This is a genomic window from Streptomyces sp. NPDC127038 (assembly GCF_042725875.1).
In the GTDB taxonomy this organism is placed as follows: domain Bacteria; phylum Actinomycetota; class Actinomycetes; order Streptomycetales; family Streptomycetaceae; genus Streptomyces.
The window spans coordinates 32,078-51,530 of record NZ_JBHXDQ010000026.1; the positions used below are offsets into that span (position 1 = coordinate 32,078).

Annotated in this window: 18 protein-coding genes and 1 pseudogene; 7 read left to right on the plus strand and 12 right to left on the minus strand. The window is 72.6% G+C overall.

Annotated features, from left to right (window positions below):
• Positions 1–1,135 (plus strand): tetratricopeptide repeat protein (locus ACFWI4_RS19670; RefSeq protein WP_387197700.1); only part of this gene is annotated, 1,135 nt, incomplete at its 5' end.
• 457 nt (positions 1,136–1,592) lie between these two features.
• On the plus strand, positions 1,593–2,327 hold the full coding sequence (locus ACFWI4_RS19675) for an NAD-dependent deacetylase (protein WP_387197703.1): 735 nt from the start codon (positions 1,593–1,595) through the stop codon (positions 2,325–2,327).
• Between the two features lie 30 nt (positions 2,328–2,357).
• On the opposite strand, the gene ACFWI4_RS19680 is transcribed toward ACFWI4_RS19675, so the two are convergent.
• Both ACFWI4_RS19680 and ACFWI4_RS19685 read right to left on the minus strand, forming a co-directional pair.
• On the minus strand, positions 2,358–3,698 hold the full coding sequence (locus tag ACFWI4_RS19680) for a VanZ family protein (protein ID WP_387197706.1): 1,341 nt from the start codon (positions 3,696–3,698) through the stop codon (positions 2,358–2,360).
• Between the two features lie 74 nt (positions 3,699–3,772).
• Positions 3,773–4,192 carry a hypothetical protein gene (locus ACFWI4_RS19685; RefSeq protein WP_387197709.1) on the minus strand — a complete coding sequence of 140 codons (420 nt, stop codon included), beginning with the start codon at positions 4,190–4,192 and terminating at the stop codon, positions 3,773–3,775.
• Between the two features lie 248 nt (positions 4,193–4,440).
• Here ACFWI4_RS19685 and ACFWI4_RS19690 point away from each other — a divergent pair, with 248 nt between their 5' ends.
• The gene (locus tag ACFWI4_RS19690; RefSeq protein ID WP_387197712.1) at positions 4,441–5,130 is read left to right on the plus strand and encodes an NAD-dependent deacetylase; all 690 of its coding nucleotides are present in this window, start codon (positions 4,441–4,443) and stop codon (positions 5,128–5,130) included.
• Positions 5,131–5,162: 32 nt separating this feature from the next.
• On the opposite strand, the gene ACFWI4_RS19695 is transcribed toward ACFWI4_RS19690, so the two are convergent.
• From ACFWI4_RS19695 to ACFWI4_RS19730, 8 genes and pseudogenes are all read right to left on the minus strand, one after another.
• The gene (locus tag ACFWI4_RS19695) at positions 5,163–6,401 is read right to left on the minus strand and encodes a cytochrome P450 (RefSeq protein ID WP_387197715.1); all 1,239 of its coding nucleotides are present in this window, start codon (positions 6,399–6,401) and stop codon (positions 5,163–5,165) included.
• A gap of 30 nt (positions 6,402–6,431) precedes the next feature.
• On the minus strand, positions 6,432–7,823 hold the full coding sequence (locus ACFWI4_RS19700; protein ID WP_387197718.1) for an NAD(P)/FAD-dependent oxidoreductase: 1,392 nt from the start codon (positions 7,821–7,823) through the stop codon (positions 6,432–6,434).
• Positions 7,813–8,055 carry a ferredoxin gene (locus ACFWI4_RS19705; protein WP_385407356.1) on the minus strand — a complete coding sequence of 81 codons (243 nt, stop codon included), beginning with the start codon at positions 8,053–8,055 and terminating at the stop codon, positions 7,813–7,815. The genes ACFWI4_RS19700 and ACFWI4_RS19705 overlap by 11 nt, the downstream gene beginning before the upstream one ends.
• A 108-nt stretch (positions 8,056–8,163) precedes the next feature.
• Complete coding sequence (locus tag ACFWI4_RS19710) at positions 8,164–8,796, minus strand: hypothetical protein (RefSeq protein ID WP_387197721.1); 633 nt, start codon at positions 8,794–8,796, stop codon at positions 8,164–8,166.
• Between the two features lie 184 nt (positions 8,797–8,980).
• Positions 8,981–9,466 carry a methylated-DNA--[protein]-cysteine S-methyltransferase gene (locus ACFWI4_RS19715; RefSeq protein WP_387197724.1) on the minus strand — a complete coding sequence of 162 codons (486 nt, stop codon included), beginning with the start codon at positions 9,464–9,466 and terminating at the stop codon, positions 8,981–8,983.
• Between the two features lie 62 nt (positions 9,467–9,528).
• Positions 9,529–11,022 (minus strand): annotated as a pseudogene (locus tag ACFWI4_RS19720) (AlkA N-terminal domain-containing protein); the annotation flags it as partial.
• A 297-nt stretch (positions 11,023–11,319) separates the two neighbouring features.
• Complete coding sequence (locus tag ACFWI4_RS19725; RefSeq protein ID WP_387197727.1) at positions 11,320–12,249, minus strand: M48 family metalloprotease; 930 nt, start codon at positions 12,247–12,249, stop codon at positions 11,320–11,322.
• Positions 12,246–12,641: a BlaI/MecI/CopY family transcriptional regulator gene (locus tag ACFWI4_RS19730; protein WP_387197730.1), complete on the minus strand. Its 396-nt coding sequence runs from the start codon at positions 12,639–12,641 to the stop codon at positions 12,246–12,248. The genes ACFWI4_RS19725 and ACFWI4_RS19730 overlap by 4 nt, the downstream gene beginning before the upstream one ends.
• A 118-nt stretch (positions 12,642–12,759) precedes the next feature.
• Here ACFWI4_RS19730 and ACFWI4_RS19735 point away from each other — a divergent pair, with 118 nt between their 5' ends.
• The 4 genes from ACFWI4_RS19735 to ACFWI4_RS19750 are packed head-to-tail and all read left to right on the plus strand — an operon-like array spanning position 12,760 to position 16,195.
• Complete coding sequence (locus tag ACFWI4_RS19735) at positions 12,760–13,470, plus strand: DedA family protein (RefSeq protein ID WP_387197732.1); 711 nt, start codon at positions 12,760–12,762, stop codon at positions 13,468–13,470.
• Positions 13,467–14,090 (plus strand): phosphatase PAP2 family protein, encoded by a 624-nt coding sequence (locus ACFWI4_RS19740; RefSeq protein ID WP_387197734.1) that lies wholly within the window; start codon positions 13,467–13,469, stop codon positions 14,088–14,090. The genes ACFWI4_RS19735 and ACFWI4_RS19740 overlap by 4 nt, the downstream gene beginning before the upstream one ends.
• Positions 14,091–14,099: 9 nt before the next feature.
• A complete protein-coding gene (locus ACFWI4_RS19745) occupies positions 14,100–14,762 on the plus strand; it encodes a response regulator transcription factor (protein WP_387197737.1) in 663 nt (220 codons plus the stop codon).
• Positions 14,759–16,195: a sensor histidine kinase gene (locus ACFWI4_RS19750; RefSeq protein ID WP_387197740.1), complete on the plus strand. Its 1,437-nt coding sequence runs from the start codon at positions 14,759–14,761 to the stop codon at positions 16,193–16,195. Before ACFWI4_RS19745 ends, ACFWI4_RS19750 begins: the two co-directional genes overlap by 4 nt.
• A gap of 473 nt (positions 16,196–16,668) precedes the next feature.
• Here ACFWI4_RS19750 and ACFWI4_RS19755 read toward each other — a convergent pair whose 3' ends face one another.
• Both ACFWI4_RS19755 and ACFWI4_RS19760 read right to left on the minus strand, forming a co-directional pair.
• Positions 16,669–17,574 carry a YbhN family protein gene (locus ACFWI4_RS19755; RefSeq protein ID WP_387197852.1) on the minus strand — a complete coding sequence of 302 codons (906 nt, stop codon included), beginning with the start codon at positions 17,572–17,574 and terminating at the stop codon, positions 16,669–16,671.
• Between the two features lie 329 nt (positions 17,575–17,903).
• A complete protein-coding gene (locus ACFWI4_RS19760) occupies positions 17,904–19,409 on the minus strand; it encodes a hypothetical protein (RefSeq protein WP_387197743.1) in 1,506 nt (501 codons plus the stop codon).
• Positions 19,410–19,453: the final 44 nt, after the last annotated feature.

Here is a 19,453-nt window from a genome sequence, read left to right on the forward strand (position 1 = left end):
GGGCAACCTCGCCAGGACGTACAGCGCTCTGGGGCGGCACGCCGATGCCCTGCCGTTGGACGAGCGGGCGCTGGCCATCACCGAAGCAACCCTGGGCTCCGACCACCCCGATACCGTCCTTCGCCTGGGCAACCTCGCCAGGACGTACAGCGCTCTGGGGCGGCACGCCGATGCCCTGCCGTTGGACGAGCGGGCGCTGGCCATCACCGAAGCAACCCTGGGCCCCGACCACCGCGACACCGCCCTCCGACTGGACAACCTCGCCGTCACGTTGAGCGCTCTGGGGCGGCACGCCGATGCCCTGCCGTTGGACGAGCGGGCGCTGGCCATCGCCGAGGCGGCCCTGGGCCCCGACCACCCCGACACCGCCCACCGACTGGACAACCTCGCCACCACGTTGAGCGCTCTGGGGCGGCACGCCGAAGCCCTGGCGTTGAAGGAGCGGGCGCTGGCCATCGCCGAGGCAGTCCTGGGCCCCGACCACCCCGACACCGCCCTCCGACTGGGCAACCTCGCCAGGACGTACAGCGCTCTGGGGCGGCACGCCGAAGCCGTGCCGTTGGAGGAGCGGGCGCTGGCCATCGCCGAGGCGGCCCTGGGCCCCGACCACCCCGACACCGCCCACCGACTGGGCAACCTCGCCGTCACGTTGAGCGCTCTGGGGCGGCACGCCGAAGCCCTGCCGTTGGAGGAGCGGGCGCTGGTCATCACCGAGGCAGTCCTGGGCCCCGAGCACCGCGACACCGCCCTCCGACTGGGCAACCTCGCCACCACGTTGAGAGCTCTGGGGCGGCACTCCGAAGCCCTGCCACTGAAGGAGCGGGCGCTGGCCATCATCGAGGCAGTTTTGGGCCCTGACCACCCCGACGCCGCCCTCTACCTGAACAACCTCGCCGTCACGTTGAGCGATCTGGGGCGGTACGCCGATGTCCTGCCGTTGGAGGAGCGGGCGCTGGCCATCGCCGAGGCAGCCCTGGGCCCTGACCACCCCGACACCGCCCTCTACCTGAACAACCTCGCCGGCGCGTTGAGCGGTCTGGGGCGGTACGCCGATGCCCTGCCGTTGGAGGAGCGGGCGCTGGCCATCGCCGAGGCAGCCCTGGACCCCGACCACCCCGACACCGCCTCCGCCTGAACAGCCTCAGGGCGATCCGTGCAACGATGGAAGACCGGGCAAGGGACGAACCCTAAGGCACCAATCTGCGCGTCAAAGGTCGGCGACGAGAGCTTAGAAGGTTGCATTCGCCGAGGTGTTGCGCGCAGCGCCAAGAGATCCCAAAAATCTTGGCTTGTGGCTGTGACCAGCTTGAGATCCGCGTTATGGACTATCAGACGCGGGAGCTTCCTGCTGGTCGGGCCGATGGATAAGGGCGTCCACTTAAGGTCAGAAATACCACCGAAGTCCGAGCTCAGATCGCGTTCATGGTTTCCTTGGACACAGGCTGGTGCACGATTGAGACGCATTGGTCGCTCTGGCAGCCCGACGTCAGTCGACCGCAAATACCTTGTGAACCGGGATTGACCCACGTCATCCTGTCCCGTCCCCAGATATCCGGTCGCTCCGAGCAGACCAGCGCCGTACCTTCATGTCCATGAACAGGCCACTCGTCGCCATCCTCAGCGGGGCAGGCGTCTCCACCGATTCCGGCATCCCTGATTACCGCGGGCCCAAGGGTCTGTGGCGTAAGGATCCCGAGGCCGAGAAGCTCGTGACGTACGAGTACTACATGGCGGACCCCGAGATCAGGCGCCGGTCCTGGCTGATGCGGCGGGAGAGCGGTGCGCTCGGGGCCGAGCCCAACACCGCGCACCGGGCCGTCGCCGAGCTGGAGCGGTCCGGCGTGCCCGTGCGGGTCCTCACCCAGAACGTCGACGGACTCCACCAGCTCGCCGGCATGCCCGACCGCAAGGTCCTCGAACTCCACGGCACCGCACGGACCGTGGAGTGCACCCGGTGCCACGCCAGGACACCCATGGACGACGCCCTCGCCCGCGTCGACGACGGCGAGGACGACCCCGCCTGCCTCACCTGCGGCGGAATCCTCAAACCGGCCACCGTCATGTTCGGCGAACACCTCGACCCCGTCGTCCTCGGCCAGGCCGCCGACATCGCCAAGGCCTGCCAGATCTTCATCGCAGTCGGCACCAGCCTCCAGGTCCACCCGGCAGCGGGCCTCGCGGGCGTGGCCGCCGACCACGGCGCACGGCTCGTCATCGTCAACGCGGAACCGACCCCGTACGACGAACGCGCCGACGAGGTCCTACGCGAACCGATCGGCACCGCCCTGCCGGAACTCCTGCGCCGACTGCACACGACGAACCCGTAGCCGCGCATGCCCCGTCGGGCCGCGACAGTTCTACCTGAGCCGTATCGCGGCGGGGCTTGCGTTGGGTCGCGGGTACAGGGACTGGGACAGCGTCGATCCCGTGCGGGCATCCACCGTGATGACGCCCTCGCGGTCGCCGCACAGGACTGCGACCCTCCAGGCGGCGATCCATTGGCTGCCGTGACGCAAGGCCAGGAGTTCACCCGGGACGGCCTTGCTGCATCGGGGGGTTGATTGCATGACGCCCATGGCCGCCTGGCGGCCACTGAGCGTGGGGGGAGGAACGGACACGTCGGGAAGGTGCCGGCTGATGAGCTGTTCGATCCGGCCCTCGCGGTCGATCTCGATGTCCAGGCGCATCGGCATCAGGACGTTGTGCACGTGGCGCCGCCAGCTGATCATCCATCCGATGTGGGGAACCGGGGTCGCGGTGGGGTGTACGCCGGGCAGAGCCCAGGGGGTGTGGGCGCGTGCGTACACGGTCGCGACGGCAATGGCCTGTTCGGGAGTCGATGCCGGGTGAAGGGCCCCGGGAACGCGATAGCCGTGGTTCTCGCCCTGGGCCGCGATCTCCAGGCTGTACTCGGCACGGGTGGCGTCCGGCCATGAGATCTGCATGCTGGAGTCGGGTCCGATGGAGGCGCTGATGTTTCCCGTATCCGATCCCGTCTGTATGAAGGTGATCAGGTCCGGGGTGTACTGGCTGCCGAAGGCGCGATGGAGTTCGGTACGCAGCGCCTGCTTCTGGGCGGCGCTGGCGATCCGCACCGGAGTCGCGGTGGTGATGGACCGTGGGGTGATTTTCGTGCCCCAGAGGGTGCCGAGGCACGCGGCAAACACAGCGACTCCTATCAGCGCGGGACGCTTCCGGAAGTGCCAGGGTTCAGCGTTGCGGGTGTCGATTCTGACGAGGGCCCAGCCGACTGCGGCTCCGAAGAGCGCGCCGCAGGAATTGGCGAGCAGGTCACCGGTATCGCACGCGCGGCCCAATGCGGGAAAGGCGCCTTGCAGAGTCTCGATCGTTCCGGTCAGCGCGAGGCCGGTCACCGCGGCAGGCAGGAACCGGCGGGTGGCCAGGACACCCAGAACTCCGGTCGGGATGAACATCGCCAGGTTGAGCAGGCCTTGCTCGGTGCCGAACGAGTCCCACAGATCGGCGTCGATGACACATTCCCCCGGACCACGTGATCCACCCGTGCTCCAGAGGGTCAGCGCCAGGACACCAGCGATCGACGCGGCCCACGCGGCGGAGACGAACGCGCGGGACGCGGGCTGGGACGATGCGCGAAGAGTCGCAGCCCCTACAGCAACCATGATCAGGATCGCTATCACGACGAACGGGCCATGACCGCGGAAAACTGCTTCGAGCACGAACGAACTCCCAAAGATGCAGCGGGGGATGAACTTGCCGAAGCGGGCCGTCCGAGGGACGACCCGCCATCATGTCAGCAGCCCGGCGCGGCGGGGGTAGTGAAGACGTCCGACCCGGAAATGAGCTCACCGGTCGTCGAAGCGCAGCTCGCCCCGACACTCCAGTCGTACTCCTGAATCTTGCTCGTCGAGAACGTCAGGGTGGGGCTGCTGTGGACAGTGTCGCTACGAACGTAGGCGAGCTTCCCCGTGACACTCGACCCACCGGTCTTGGTGTAACTGACGCTGATGCTGCTGCCGTCGCTGGTCTCGCTGAGCAGGAGTATGCCGTTGGTGAGGGTGGTGCAGACATCCCAGTCAGTGATACGCCCGCTGCTGGGGCATGAAGTGGCCTGCGGGGTAACCGTGTCCGCCGACGCAGCGGTCGAGCCGACCAAGGGGAGAGCTGCCACGCAGGCCACGAGAACGGCGCCACTGAGGTGCTTACGCATCATTCCACATCCTTCTTGTCATGATCACGACTTCTGGCAGCGGAGACGATACAAGATCAACAACGGCCGATGGCGACATCGGGTTCAGTGCGACCCGTGGCGAAGATCACAAAAATGATCAAGGTTCGACCTCGGGTTTTCACCAGGTCAGGAAGCCTTCGAAAGGCATCGGCGAGAACTCGTCTGTGCTTGGACACGGCCGACAACATCGCTGACGCTGCTGCGTCGATGGCGGCCTGTTACATCTGCCGATGCCTTGCGACTCCGGAATCCCCGACTACCGTGGCCCGAACGGCCTGTGGCGGAAGGACCCCGAGGCCGAGAAGCTCGTGACGTACGAGTACTACATGGCGGACCCCGAGATCAGGCGCCGGTCCTGGCTGATGCGGCGGGAGAGCGGTGCGGCCGGGGCCGAGCCCAACACCGCGCACCGTGCCGTCGCCGAGCTGGAGCGGTCCGGGGTGCCCGTGCGGGTCCTGACCCAGAACGTCGACGGACTCCACCAGCTCGCCGGCATGCCCGACCGCAAGGTCCTCGAACTCCACGGCACCGCACGGACCGTGGAGTGCACCCGGTGCCACGCCAGGACACCCATGGACGACGCCCTCGCCCGCGTCGACGACGGCGAGGACGACCCCGCCTGCCTCACCTGCGGCGGAATCCTCAAGCCCGCGACCGTCATGTTCGGCGAACACCTCGACCCCGTCGTCCTCGGCCAGGCCGCCGACATCGCCAAGGCCTGCCAGATCTTCATCGCAGTCGGCACCAGCCTCCAGGTCCACCCGGCGGCGGGCCTCGCGGGCGTGGCCGCCGACCACGGCGCACGGCTCGTCATCGTCAACGCCGAGCCGACCCCGTACGACGAACGCGCCGACGAGGTCGTACGCGAACCGATCGGCACCGCCCTGCCGGAACTCCTGCGGCGGCTCGGCGAGGGGTGACGGCGGCCCGGTGCCCCGGTCCGGAGCGGCCGCTAGGGCCGGATTCCGTCGCAGGTCAGGTGGAGGTGGCGGGGGCCTCGGAGTACGGCGTTGCGGCGGTAGGGGGGCGGGTCGTCCAGGAGGCGGGGGTTCTCCAGTCTGCGGGCCAGTTCCGCGAGGGCGAACTGGGCCTCCAGGCGGGCCAGGGGCGCGCCGAAGCAGCTGTGGATGCCGCTGCCCAGGCCGAGATGCTGGATGTCCCTGCGGTCCGGGTCGAAGCGGTCCGGGTTCTCGAAGCGCTGGGGGTCGCGGTTGCCCGACGCCAGGACCAGCCAGACGGTGGCGCCCTTGGGGATGGTGACCCCGCGGACCTCGATGTCGGCGAGGGTGGTGCGCTGCGGCACCAGCTGCACCGGCGGTTCGTAGCGCAGCAGTTCCTCGACGACGGGCACGGCCAGCCGCGGATCGGCGCGCAGCCGCTGGAGGACGTCGGGATGGCGCAGCAGGGTGAGCATTCCGTTGGTGATCAGGTTGACGGTGGTCTCGTGTCCCGCGATCAGCAGCAGGGCCGCGGTGCTGAGCAGCTCCATCGTGGTCATCGGGCCGTCCTGGCCCTCGGCCGTGGCCAGTCGGGAGAGCATGTCGTCGCCCGGGTTCTTGCGGCGTTCCTCGATCAGGCCGGCCAGGTACATGCCCAGCTGCATACGGGCGTCCTGCGCGCCCTTGCCGTGCTCGGCGGGATCGGCGTCCGGGTCGGGGTCCAGACTCGCGGCGATGGCGTCCGCCCAGGTGTGGAAGCGTGCCTCGTCCTCGCGCGGCACCCCGAGCAGCCGGCAGATCACGGTCACCGGAAAGGGATACGAGAACTGTTCCACCAGGTCGATCCGGTCCGGGTCGCCGATGCCGTCGATGAGGCCGGTGACGATGTCGTGGAGTTCCCCGCGCATCCCGTCGACCCGGTGCGGGGAGTGCGGCGGCCCGAAGGGACGGTTGGTCATGCGCCGCAGCCGGTCGTGTTCCGGCGGGTCGAGCCGCAGGAAGCTCGGCGGCAGCGTGCTCTCCTCCGCGGGCGCCCCGGAGGCCAGCGGATCGGCCGCGTTCGAGGCCAGGTTGCGGGCGTCGGAGCTGATCCGGGGATCGTGCAGCAGACTGCGGATCTCGTAGTACGTGCTGATCACGTACGGTCCGCCGTCCTCGTGGTGGACCGGCGTCCCGCGCAGCTCCTTGTAGATCGGGTACGGGTCGGCCCGGTTGGCGTAGTCCAGGATCTGGTGCAGCAGGGATTGCGTCATGGCGAGTCCTAGCGTCCTCGGGGCCTTCGGTCAGCGCGCGGGGGTGAACGTCATCCGGCGGTCGGCCGGCGCGTACCCGCTGAGGGTGACGGTCGGGCCGTGGGTGGGGACCGAGGGGTCCGGGAAGTCCGCGTCCAGCGGCCGCCGTCCTTCCGGACGCCGGTCGACCGTGGCGAACGGCGGCGGGAACGGCGCGGTGGTCTCGATCAGCTGCTGGTAGAACGGCAGCCAGCGTCCCTGGTCGAAGGCGACGGCGCCGATGACGCGCCCCTGGTACCCGTATACCCCGAGGAAGCGGTGGTCCGCGAGCGAGCCCTGGGAGATGAGGATCTCCGTCCCCATCGACGGGATCCCGACGGACTTGATGTTGACCCCGAACTGCGAGGACCAGAACGCGGGGACCTCCATGTGCGGCAGGCGGTCGGTGCTCTCGCTGAGCATGTTGTGCGCCGCGATCCGTGCCTGCGAGACGGCGTTGCCCCAGTGTTCCAGGGAGAGGAACTGGTAGCCGAACAGGGCGTTGGGGCAGCGGGCGACGTCGCCGGCTGCGTAGATGTCGTCGGTGACGATCCCCCTGATGTCGAAGGCGCGGCATCCGGCGTCGCAGGCGATGCCGCGGGGGCCGGCGCCGAGTCCGGACCCGGCGAGCCATTCGGTGTTGCGCTGGGCACCCAGCGAGACGATCACCACGTCGGTCTCCACGGTGGAGCCGTCGGAGAGCTGGGCGGCGCGCACCCGTCCCGCAGCGTCGCCCTCCAGGGCGGTCACCATCACGCCGGTCCTCAGGTCCACCCCGTTCTCGCGCTGCATCTCGGCGGCGACCGCGCCGACCACCCCGCCGAGCGCGCCGACCAGCGGTGCGGCGCCGCGTTCGGCGACGGTGACGGGCAGGCCGCGTTCGCGGCACGCGGAGGCGATCTCCGAGCCGGTGAACCCGGCCCCGATGACCAGGACCCGCTTGGGACCCGCGTCGAGCCGGCGCGCGAGCGCCGCGCTGTCCTCGCGGGTGCGCAGCACGAACACGCCGTCGAGTTCGGCCTCGGCCTCGTTCGGCCAGGGACGCGCCCGTACGCCGGTGGCGATCAGGAGCCGGTCGTACGGCACCTCCTCGCCGTCGGCCAGCCGCACCCGCCGGGCGGCCATGTCCAGACCGGTGGCCGGGGTGCCGAGGCGCCAGGTCGCGACGAGCGAGCGGAGCCTGGGCAGCGCGGTGCGCTCGGCGCTCGCCCTGCCCAGGAGCACCTGCTTGGACAGCGGCGGGCGGTCGTACGGTTCACCGGGCTCGTCGCCGATCATGGTCAGCGACCCCGCGAAGCCCTTCTCCCGCAGGGTCTCGGCGCCCCGCAGACCGGCCAGTGAGGCACCGACGACCACGATCCGGCCCTCGCGTTTGAACCGCTCCAGGGATCCGTCACCGAGCACGGGACACCGCCTCGGCCGACGCGTCCGCCGTGCCGGGTGCCACGGCGTCCACGATGACGGCGCCGACCGGACAGGCCGCCGCGGCCCGCTCCAGTTTTTCGCGGTGGGCCTCGTCGGCGTCCGGGTCGTACAGCAGCGCCTCCTCGCCGTGCATGGCGAAGATCTCGGGGGCGAGGAACGCGCACTGGGCGTAGCCCTGGCAGCGGTTCAGATCGACGGCAATCCGTACCACGGGATCGGTCCTCTCCAAGGGCCCGGTCAACCCTCCTGCGACCACCTTCGACGGGCCCGGCGGGTGGCGCGACGAGAGGAGCACCGTTCGAGTGAGCGGCGGGGTGGATCAGGCCGGGGCCGCCGGCGGTGCCGGGTCGGGACGCCGGCCGGCCAGGATGTTCACGCTGAGGACGAGTGCCCAGGCGGGGAAGACGAGTTCGGACCAGGGCACGGACGATCCGGCCACGAGCAGGGTCAGACCCGCCAGGTAGCCGATGACGACGAGCGGGCGCGGGAGGACGCCGAGGCGGCGGCCGATGGTCGAGGTCGCGATGACGAACACCGCCGCCATCCGCATGGCGTACGTGGTGAGCAGCGCGTAGGCGAAGCGGCTGCCGAAGGACGGGCCCCCTCCGCCCTGGGCGAGCACGGTCCCGGCCGCCGCCGCCGCGCCGAACAGCGTGGCGACGAAGACCAGACCGCTGCCGAGGAACACGGTGGCGACGAACCGGTCCTCGGCCCGGCCCGCCTGCTCGCGCAGGGCGCCCATGAACCAGAGGAACGCGATCCCGGCGAACGGCACCAGCTCCAGCGCCGTCCGGACGCCTTTGCGCTGTCCGGCGTCGAGGGTCACACCGTCGCCGCCGCCGGGCAGGGCGATACGCACCAGCACGATCGCCGCGGCCGTCAGGACGGCGAACGCCACCCCGGCGGCCCCGGCGGCCCGGGGTGTCGCGAGGTGCTTGTACTTCCGCTCCATGGTCTCCCGCTCTCTGCCCGCTCCCCCTTCGTACAGGGACCGGTGAATCGCGGGAGCGCGCCACCGGGGTCACTCGGGAGAAGAGCGCGGTGCGCCATACGGGTCATGGCGCTGGTCCGGCCGTGTCGCGGGAGCGGGAGCGGAGGGAGGGAGGGAGGGAGGGAGAGCGGGAGCGGGAGGGCGGTCAGAAGAGTGCCGACCCGCTCTCGAAGTCCAGAAGCTGCCGCTTGCGGTCGAGGCCGCCGCCGTAGCCGGTGAGTCCGCCGCTCGCGCCGATCACGCGGTGACACGGCACGATGATCCCGATCGGGTTCTTGCCGTTGGCCAGGCCGACGGCCCGGGAGGCGCCCAAGTTGCCAAGGGCATCGGCGAGTTCGCCGTACGAGCGGGTCTCGCCGTAGGGAATCCGCTGCAGCTGGTCCCAGACGCTGCGCTGGAACGGCGTTCCGATCAGGCGGAGTTCGACGGTGAACTCCTTCAACTCGCCTTCGAAGTAGGCGTTCAGCTGCTCCGTGACCTCGTCGAAGAGGGTGTCGTCGCGCTCGCCGAAGCTCTCCTCGGGCGGGCGGTGGCGCTGTCCGACCATGTGGAGTCCGCACAGGACGCCGTCGTCGTCGGCGACCAGGGTGAGGGGGTCGTAGGGGCTGTCGATGACGGTGTGCCGTTTCACTGGGCGTCCTTGCCGCGCGAGGTGGTGGGGGTGTCCGAGGGGTTCGGGGCGCCGGTCGGTGCCGGCAGGAAGTTGATCGGATGGCTGTCGGTGGCCCACAGGTACTGGACCGCGTAGGCCCTCCAGGGGCGCCAGGCCGCGGCCCGGGCCGTCAGGGCGGCCGGGGTGGGGGGAAGCCCCAACTCCCGTGCGGCGCGCCGGATCCCGAGGTCGGTGGGCAGGAAGGCGTCGGGGTCCCCGAGGGCGCGCATCGCGATCACGTCGGCGGTCCAGGGGCCGAAGCCGGGAAGCGCGAGAAGCCTGTCCCTGGCCTCGGCCCAGTCGCTCTCCACTCCCAGATTGAGTGTTCCCGAGGCGAGTTGGCCGACCAGCGTGGTGAAGGTCGTCCGCCGGGTGCGGGGCATCGCGAGGGTCTCGGGGTCGAGTGCGGCGAGCGACTCAGGCGAGGGGAAGAGATGGGTGAGGCCGCCCTCGGGGTCGTCCACCGGATCGCCGTGCGCGGTGACCAGTCGCGCGGCGTGGGTACGGGCGGCGGCCGTGGACACCTGCTGCCCGAGCACGGCCCGTACGGCGAACTCGGCCTCGTCGACCGTGCGCGGCACCCGGCGGCCGGGGGCCTTGTCGACGAGCGGCGCCAGCAGCGGATCCGTGCGCAGCTGGTCGTCGACCGCCACCGGGTCGGCGTCGAGGTCCAGCAGACGGCGGCAGCGGCTGATCGCGACGGACAGGTCGCGCAGGTCGCTGAGGGTCAGCCGGCACGCGATGTGGTCGGGCATCGGTGTCAGGGCGGCGACGCCGTGCCCGTACGGCAGCCGCAGGGTCCGCCGGTACGCGCCGTCGCGCCATTCCTCCACTCCGGGTACGGCGGTCGCCGCGAGGTGTCCGAAGAGGTTGTCGGGGTTGAGCGGGGCGCGGAAGGGGAGCCGGAGGTTCAGCACGCCCGGCAGGCCCGGGACGGCGGCCGTGGCTCCGGCCCGGTTCCGTGGCAGGCGGGCGCGCAGCTCGCTGGGGGACAGCGCGAAGACCTCGCGGACCGTGTCGTTGAAGGTGCGGATGGAGGAGAAGCCTGCGGCGAAGGCGATCTCGGCCATGGGGAGGGGGCTCGTCTCGATCAGCAGCCGGGCCGTCTGGGCGCGCTGGGCCCGGGCGAGCGCCAGGGGTCCGGCGCCCAGCTCGGCCAGGAGCTGCCGTTCGATCTGGCGGGTGCTGTAGCCGAGGCGGGCGGCCAGGCCCGGTACGCCGTCGCGGTCGACGACCCCGTCGCCGATCAGCCGCATCGCGCGGGCCACCAGGTCGGCGCGGTGGTTCCATTCGGGTGAACCGGGGCTGGTGTCAGGGCGGCACCGCTTGCAGGCGCGGAATCCGGCCTGCTGGCAGGCGGCGGCGCTCGGGTAGAAGGTCATGTTCCGGGGCTTCGGCGGCACGACCGGGCAGCTGGGCCGGCAGTAGATCCTCGTCGTGGTCACCGCGGTGAAGAACCATCCGTCGAAACGCGCGTCCTTCGACTGGACGGCACGTACGCAGCGCTCCGTGTCCGTGTGCATCCCGTTCTGCATCCCTCAAGCATCGGGCACCCCGGAGACCGGGGCTGGCGAGAATCCGACATCAACCTCGCGGACCGACGCCTCGCGCGGAACCACCGGCGACAGGGCCCCGCGCCCCCGCGCAGGGCGACCGACGGCACCACGGCCTGACGGCTCCGACAGCCGTACGGACCCGCCGACCACGCAGGACGACCGCTCGCCGTACGGACCCGGCAACCACCGCAGGACGACGACCACTCGTCGTACGCACCCGGCGACCGCGCGCGCCGACCACCCGCGCGCGTCGCACCGGACGGAAGCCCGGCCCCGTCAGCGGTTCTCCTCGCCCTGTGCCACCTCCACCTGGTGGTGGAAGGCCATGACGCCCGCCCCGGACGCGCCCGCCGAGACGGCGGCGCAGGCGGCGAGCAGGACGGCGATCCAGACGGCGGCGCGGGGGCGGTGCCGGGGGGCGGAGAGGAGGGCCGCGACCCGCTGGGGTACGGGCCCGGCGGTGGCCGCGGGCGCGAAGTCGGGGCGTTCGGAGCGGGCCTCGCCGGTGGCCAGGGCGGCGCGGGCGATGGCGCGGGCGATCAGCCTGCGGTCCCCCACGGTGACGGCCGCGGCCTCGTCCGCGGCCCGCTCCGCGGCGAGCGCGACGGTCGCGCGGACGCTGCGCAGCCCCGGGTGGCAGTGGGCCGCGAGTTCCGCCACGACCAGGAAGTGGTGGTGGCCGCCCGCGTTGTGGGCCCGCTCATGGGCGAAGAGGGCCTCGCGCTCGTCGGCGCAGAGGCTGCGCAGCATCGCGGTGGTGACGACGATGCGGTGCGGGCGGCCCGGGAGCGCGTACGCGTCGGGGTGCGGTGACTCGATGACGCACAGGTCGCCCGCGGCGGGCCTGCGGTCCGCCTGGCTGCGGGCGGAGCGGAAGGCGCGCAGCTGGCGCAGGGCCGAGCGGACGACGGTCCAGACGCCGACGGTGAGGACCCCGGTCGCGGCGGCGGCGGTGGGCAGCACGACGAGGTCGGAGGCCGTGCGCAGCGGGTGGACGAGGTTGCCGAGGCCGGCGAGCAGCGGCACCTTGAGCAGGCCCGTCAGGACGAGCGCGCCGAGCGAGGCCACGGAGGCCCCGGCCAGCACGACGAGCGCGAGGGTCACGGACCACAGCGCGGCCACCGGGGTGAGCCGGTCCAGGCAGCGGCGGGCCAGCGGTCCCAGCGCGAAGGGGACCAGCAGCGGCACCAGCAGGAGAAGGATCATCCCTCACCCGGTTCCGGGCGCGCGCCGAGATCCGGCTCCAGCAGGTCCCGCAGGAGCCGCTCGTCGTCGGGGCTGAGCTGGGCCACGAAGCGGGCCAGCGCGGTCTCGCGGTCGTCGTCCCGGTCGAGCTCGGTGTGCATGCGGCGCGCGGTGAGACCGTGCATGTCCTGGACGGGGAAGTACGCGTAGCCGCGGCCGAGCCTCTCGCGGCCGACGATTCCCTTCTCGTGCAAACGGGAAAGGATCGTGGTCACCGTCGTGCGGGCCAGACCGGAGTCCAGCTCGCTCTGCACCCGGCCCGGCGTGAGCGGCACGCCCGCGGCCCAGAGAGCCGCCATCACGCTGGCCTCCAGCTCTCCCGCCGGCCGGCGTTCGTCCTTGTCACTGCTCATCGGAACGATCCTCACCCCACCATCGTCTACAGTTCAGTAGACCGTCTACAGAATTGTAGTCAGTCGGGTCCGGGTTTCGACCGGGCCCGCCCCCACCAGTATGAGAGGGTCCGCGACGATGGCCGCACCATTGTTCACAGCGTCCGACCTCGCCGTGAATATTCTCAGCGCGCAGTCCCTGCTCGCCGCCTTCGGTGTGCTCGGGGTCGGCGTGGTGATGTTCGCGGAGACCGGTCTGCTGATCGGCTTCTTCCTGCCGGGTGACTCACTGCTGTTCACGGCGGGCCTGCTCTGCACGGGTTCCGGGCAGAACGGCCTGAAGCTGTCGCTCCCCCCGCTGCTGATCGCGGCGGCCCTGGGCGCCCTGATCGGCGCCCAGACGGGTTATCTGATCGGGCGGAAGGCGGGCGGCGCACTGCTCGCCCGCGGCTCCTCCCCCCGTCTCCAGGCGGGCGCCGAACGTGCCGAGGATCTCCTCCAGCGGTACGGCTACGCCAAGGCGATCGTGCTGGCCCGCTTCGTCCCCGTCGTGCGTACGGTGCTGAACCCGATGGCGGGTGCGCTGGGCGTGCCGGTACGGACGTTCACCGTCTGGCAGGTGGTCGGCGGCCTCGTCTGGAGCATCGGCCTGACCCTCGCCGGGTACGCGCTGGGCTCGTCCATCCCGAACGTGGACAAGTATCTGCTCCCGATCGTCGCGCTCATCGTCCTCGTGTCCCTGGCCCCCCTCGGCGTGGAGCTGTACCGCTCGCGCCGCCGTGGCGCCCCCGGCGAGGAAAGCGCTCCCGGCAAGGAAGGCGCCTCCGGCAAGGAAGAGGTGCGGGGATGATCCTGGCCTTCGACGGATCGACCATCGACGGCTCCGCCTACCGGTACGTGACCGGGCTGGCGGACTCCTCCCCCTCGTGGCTCGACAGCGTGGTGTCCACCTGGTCGACGTACGGGCTCGGCCTGTTCGCCGTGCTGATGGTCCTGACCTGGTGGCGCGCCCGGCGCGAGAGCCCCGGCGCGGCGCTGCTCGCGCTCAGTGTGCCCGTCGTCGTGGTCATGGCGTACGTGGTGGATCTCGGACTGAAGCTACTGGTGCGCGAGGACCGCCCCTGCCAGAGCCTGAAGGTGACCACGCTGGAGGCGTGCCCGGCCCACGGCGACTGGTCGTTCCCGAGCAATCACGCGGCGATCGCGGCCGCGGCGGCCGTCGCGCTGTTCCTCGTCTCGCGCCGCGTCGGCACGGTGGCCCTCGTGGCCGCCGGCGCCATGGCCGCCTCCCGGGTCTGGGTGGGGGTGCACTATCCGCACGACGTGGCGGCCGGTCTGCTCGTCGGCACGCTGGTCGCGATGACGATGGTGGCGGCCGTACGAAGGCTGCCCGACGTGTCGGGACACCCGCTGGCCGCCTCGCGGCTCGGGGTCCTGCTCCTCGCGCCCCGGCTCGCGAAGAGCGGGTGAGCGGGGGGCATGCGCCGGCGGATCCTGGTCGTCGAGGACGACCACGCGCTGCGTGACGTCCTGCGGCGCGGGCTGCGGGACGAGGGCTTCGACACCGTGCCGGCGCCGGACGGCGCCACCGCGCTGCGGCTGGCCGGGGACGGCATCGACGCGGCCGTCCTCGACGTCGGCCTGCCCGACGCCGACGGACGGGACGTGTGCCAGGCGATCCGCGCCAACGGCTTCCTCTCGCCCGTGATCTTCCTGACGGCCCACCACCGGCTCACCGACCGGCTGGCCGGCTTCTCGGCCGGCGGCGACGACTATCTGCCAAAGCCGTTCCATCTGACGGAGCTCGCGGCCCGGCTGCGGGCGGCCCTCAAGCGCGCCGGACCGGGGCCGTCCGACACCGCCGGCGACCTGGTCCTCGACCCCGTCGCCCACACCCTGACCGTGCGCGGCCGGCGCCTCGCGCTGACGCCCACCGAGTTCCGGCTGCTGGCGGCGCTGATGGCGGCCTCCGGAGCGATCGTCGGCCGTCGGGAGCTGACCCGGGCCGGCTGGCCCGAGGGCGCCCAGGTCAGCGACAACACGCTAGACCAGTATCTGACCCGGCTGCGCCGCAAGCTCAGGGACGGCGGCAGCGAGCTGACGGTCACGACCGCGCGGGGCATCGGACACCGGCTGTCATGAGGCCGGATCCCGTACGCCCGCGGCCCGCCGCCGCGGGCGTCTCCCGGGCCAGGACCGTACTCCGGAGAGCGTTCGCCCCCTGGCGTCCCGGCACGCTGCGGGGCCGGCTCTCGCTGGTCGCGCTGACCACCGCCACCCTGCTGATGGTGATCCTCACCGTCGCGTTCAACACCGTCGTACGGCGCCACCTCCAGCACCAGGCGGACGACGAGCTGCGCACCCGGGGCACCGCCGTCGCAGCGACGGTCGACACCAGCGGCCCCCGGCCGCGCGTCCTGGAGACCCCGGGCGAGGAACTGCTCGACGCGAACGTGTGGATCTACGCGGGCGGCCGGCTCCTGGAGAAGCCGCCGTCGGCCATGGCCAGGGGGCCGCTGACCCGTGCGGCCGACGCCCTCGCCGCCCGGGGCCTGACCCGCTGTGTCACCGCGGGCGGACACGACCCCGTCCGGCTGTGCGCGCGGCAGGTGCCGGGGGACGGCACCGGCGCGACCGTCGTCACCGCCCTCGACCTGTCCCCCTACCTCGGTTCGGCGGACACCCTGCTGTTCGCGTCGCTCGCCCTGGACGCGTTCATGCTCGCCTGCACGTACGCGCTGACGCGCCTCGCGGTGGGGCGCGCCCTGCGTCCCGTACGCACCATGACCGACCAGGCCACCCGCTGGAGCGCCGTGGCCTCCGAGGAACGCTTCGGGAGCATCGCCCGGCCCGACGAGCTCGCCCGGCTCGGCGGGTCCCTGGACGCCCTCCTGGACCGCATCCGGGCGCTGCTGCGTCATGAACGGCAGCTCACCCAGGAGCTGTCGCACGAATTGCGCAATCCGCTCGCCCGGATCATCGCCGAGCTCGACTGGTGGCAGTCCCGGCCGCGCTCCGCCGAGGAGACCCGGATCACGCAGGAGGCCATCTCGGACGCCGCGCGGTCCATGCGCACGATCTGCGACACGCTGCTCGACGACGCCCGCGACGACGCGTCCGCCTCGCCCGGCACCACCGAGGTCGTGCCGGTGCTTCGCCGGCTCGCGGACCGTGCCGTCCCGACGCGGCCGGAGGTGGAGATCGGCGTCACCGGCCCCGAGGCGGGTCTGATCGCGGGGGTGCCGGACGCCCTGCTGGAGCGCATCGTCAGCCCGCTGCTCGACAACGCGGTGCGGCACGCCTCGACCCGGGTCGAGATCCGGGCCTGCGCGGCCCCCGGCAGTGTCCGTGTCGAGGTCGGGGACGACGGGGAGGGCGTACCGGCGTCGTTCACGGCACAGCTCTTCCAGCCGGGCCGGCGCGCCGATCCGGGGGACGGACACGGCGGTGCGGGCCTCGGTCTGCCGCTCGCGCGACGGCTGGCCCGCTCGGCGGGCGGCGAGGTCCACCACGAGGAGGCCCGCGACCAGGGTGCGGTCTTCGTGGTCGGCCTTCCTTCGTGGTCGGCCGGCTGAGGCGTCGGCGGGCCCGTGCGGAGGGCCGGCCGCCGTCCCGAGAAACCGGACGGGCCGGAAGGTCGTAGCGCCCGGAGGGCCGGAACGCCGGGAGGTCAGCGAGTCCGAAGGGTTCGACCGCCCGGAGGGTCAGCGAGTCGGGAGGGTCGGACCGCCCGGAGGGTCAGCAAATCCGGAGGCTCGGACCGCCCGGAGGGTCAGCAAATCCGGAGGCTCGGACCGCCCAGAGGGTCAGGCGGTCTTGAGGGTCAGGCGGCTGGAGGGGCGGTCGGCCTGGAGGGTGGGTCGGCCTGGAGGGTGGGTCGGGTGGCGGCCGTGGCGTCGCGGCGGGTGATCGCGAGGTGGGCGACCGGTCCGAGGACGACCCTCGGAAACAGCACGCCGGCGGCGACCGTGCCGAAGCCCGGGCCAGCGTCACCGGTGGGCCGCGAGACGCGTCCTGACCGCCGTAGGCCCCCGCCGGCTCTCCCGGTTCACAGCACCCGGCGGCGGATCAGCAGGCCGAGCGCCACCAGGCCGGGGATCAGCGGCAGCCACACGGTGAGCATGCGGTAGCCGATGACCGTGGACGCCGCCGCGTCCCCGGGCGCCCCCGCGAGGGTGAGGGCCAGCACCAGCGCGGCGTCCAGCGAGCCGAGGCCGCCCGGGGTGGGCAGCAGGACGGCGGCGCTGCTGGCGGCGAGATAGGCGAGGGCCACCCGGGCCGGTGACTGCGGCAGGCCGACGGCCTGGGCGACGGCGACGACCACGGTGGTGTGCAGCGCGGCGAAGGCGAACGAGCCGCCCCAGAGCGCGGCGGCCCGCGCGGGCAGTTCGTGCACGGCCCGGACGTCCACGAGCACCCGGCGCACGGCCCGCCGCAGCGGCCCCGCGAAGAGGGCGACGGCGACGGCGACCGTCACGGTGCCCGCCGTCCATGCGGCCACGGTCCAGGCGCCCGGCGTCAGTCTCGGGAGCCGGAGCGCGCCGGGGCAGGCCAGGGCGAGGGCGCCGATCAGACAGCCGCGTACGACGGTTCCGGCGCAGGCCTTGACGGCGAGGGCGGTGGCGGAACGGGCCAGGGGCAGTCCGCACCGGGTCAGGAAGCGCAGGTTGACGGCACCCGCGCCGAGTCCCGAGGGCAGCAGGTGGTTGGCGGACGCGGCCGCGAACTGCACGGTCACCAGCCGTCCGGCGGGCAGGGGTTCCGGCACCGCGCCCTGCTGGGCGAGCGCGGAGCATCCCCAGGTGGCCAGGGTGGCGACGGCCGCCACCAGGAGCCAGCCCCGGTCCGCGTGGGTGAGCCGGGCGACGCCCGCCTCCAGCACCGGCCAGTGCCTGCGGGCGAGAAACGCGGCGCACACCAGCACGAGCAGCGACAGCCCGGCGTGCCGGCCCACCCGCCCGTCCCGCCCGCCGCTCCCCCACCGTCCGACGGCCACCACGGGGGCACCCGCCCCGCCCGGCCCGGGCCGGGAGACACCCGAACCGTCGGCGGTCGGCACGGGGGACGCATCGACGACGGCGGCCGCACCGGACCGGGCCGGGCCGCCAGGTGGGGTGGACGGATCGGGTGCCCGTGCGTCGCCGGGTGTCCTGGTCTCGGCCGGGGCCCGGGCCGCGGCGCCGGGCGCGGGCTCGCCGTGGGGCGTTCGGGCGGGGCCCCGTCCGCGCCCGTGGACGGTCGGCCGCGCCCGGTCCGCCGGTGGGGGCGGCTTCGGCGGAAGGGTCACGGCGTACCGCTCCCCGCGCCGGGCGAGACGTAGATGTCGACGTCACCGGCGCGGTGCGCTGCCCAGGCGCGGGCGTACGCGGGCGGTTCGCCTCCGGGAGACGTGACGACGGCGACGGGCATGTGCAGGGCGGACCGCGTGATGCTCGCGGCGGTGGCGTTGGCGTTGTGCCCGCCGGTCGCCAGGGAGGAGCAGCCGGCGTAGAAGGCGATGGGGACCGTATCGGGGCCGCTCAGCGCGCACGGCGGCCGGACACCGAGCCGGTGCAGCTCCGCCGCGGTCACCGCCCAGCCGTGGTGGCTGTCGGTGGTGCGCCGCACGACGGCGTCCAGCACCGCGAACTGCACCGCCAGGTGCCCGGCGAGACCGACGGCCACCGCGGTCACGATCGCCGGGCGCCATCGCCCGGCGGGGACGGTGAGCAGCTGGACCAGGGCGTCGGCGACGGGGATGGCGGCGAGGGCGTAGAGGGGCAGGAGGAAGCGCGGAGCCGCGTACCCGATCATGAAGAGGTACGGGATCCCGGCCGTCGCGGCGCAGGCCAGGAGCAGCAGGGTGGGCGTCCGGCGACGGGCCCGGACGGCGATCACCAGGCCGAGCAGGGCGATCAGCGGCAGCACGAACCACCACGCCATCACCACCGGGTTCGGCATCCCGCCGTTGCAGGGCCGGCACAGCACACGGCCGCCGAGGCTGCGCATCTGGTCGCCGACCGCGATGTTCCAGCCGAGGCCGCCCTGGATCCGGGAACCGTCGGAGAGCCGTTGCGTCAGGCCGCCGTAGCTGACGTACGCCTCGATGATCCACTCGGCCGCTCCGGCCAGCAGGCCCGCGACGAGCGCGAGCAGCGGCCGGGCCCGCCGCCACCGCGGGACCGCGACGGCGAGGACGAGCAGCGGCAGGGTCACCCAGACCGCGTCGGGGGGCCGCATCCACGCCATCAGCGCGGCACCCAGTCCGGTCCCCCACAGTGCCGCCCGGTCACGGCCGCCGGCCTGGGCGCGCAGGAAGCAGCCGACGCAGACCAGGGCGCCGATCGCGACCCAGTAGTTGGGCATGGCCTGGGGCCCGTAGAAGAGGGTGACCCACAGGGAGGCGAACAGGGCGCCGGCCACGGCCAGGACCCGCACCGGGAACACTCCGCGCCAGACGCGCAGGGCCACGAAGAGGCCGAGTCCGGAGAGCACGGAGAGGTAGATCCGCAGCAGGGCGGTGGAGGACGACCAGGAGGCGACCGGCGCGACGAGCAGGGAGACCCCGCGGGCCCGGGGCGCGCTGAAGAACGCCGCCGGGGCGTGTGGGGAGACCTGGCTGATGTACACGGTCTCGTCCCAGCCGAGGCCCATCCAGGGGTGCACGAGGAGCAGCTGGGCCAGGACGAAGCAGGCCGCGACCAGGGCGAGGGGGCCCAGATCGCTGCGGCGCCAGGCCTCGCGGGCCGTCCGGTCCGACGGTCGGGGCCGCCGGGTGCCGATGAGCGGCACGTTCAGGGTCTTGGCCATCGTCCACCCTTCAGCCCTACACACTGTAGGGTTTCATCACCCTA

Coding starts and splice junctions, on each gene's coding strand:
- ACFWI4_RS19675 (WP_387197703.1), top strand. CDS start 1,593: ATGAACAGGCCACTCGTCGCCATCCTCAGCGGGGCAGGCGTCTCCACC.
- ACFWI4_RS19685 (WP_387197709.1), bottom strand. CDS start 4,192: ATGATGCGTAAGCACCTCAGTGGCGCCGTTCTCGTGGCCTGCGTGGCA.
- ACFWI4_RS19690 (WP_387197712.1), top strand. CDS start 4,441: ATGCCTTGCGACTCCGGAATCCCCGACTACCGTGGCCCGAACGGCCTG.
- ACFWI4_RS19695 (WP_387197715.1), bottom strand. CDS start 6,401: ATGACGCAATCCCTGCTGCACCAGATCCTGGACTACGCCAACCGGGCC.
- ACFWI4_RS19710 (WP_387197721.1), bottom strand. CDS start 8,796: ATGGAGCGGAAGTACAAGCACCTCGCGACACCCCGGGCCGCCGGGGCC.
- ACFWI4_RS19725 (WP_387197727.1), bottom strand. CDS start 12,249: ATGATCCTTCTCCTGCTGGTGCCGCTGCTGGTCCCCTTCGCGCTGGGA.
- ACFWI4_RS19730 (WP_387197730.1), bottom strand. CDS start 12,641: ATGAGCAGTGACAAGGACGAACGCCGGCCGGCGGGAGAGCTGGAGGCC.
- ACFWI4_RS19735 (WP_387197732.1), top strand. CDS start 12,760: ATGGCCGCACCATTGTTCACAGCGTCCGACCTCGCCGTGAATATTCTC.
- ACFWI4_RS19740 (WP_387197734.1), top strand. CDS start 13,467: ATGATCCTGGCCTTCGACGGATCGACCATCGACGGCTCCGCCTACCGG.
- ACFWI4_RS19745 (WP_387197737.1), top strand. CDS start 14,100: ATGCGCCGGCGGATCCTGGTCGTCGAGGACGACCACGCGCTGCGTGAC.
- ACFWI4_RS19750 (WP_387197740.1), top strand. CDS start 14,759: ATGAGGCCGGATCCCGTACGCCCGCGGCCCGCCGCCGCGGGCGTCTCC.
- ACFWI4_RS19760 (WP_387197743.1), bottom strand. CDS start 19,409: ATGGCCAAGACCCTGAACGTGCCGCTCATCGGCACCCGGCGGCCCCGA.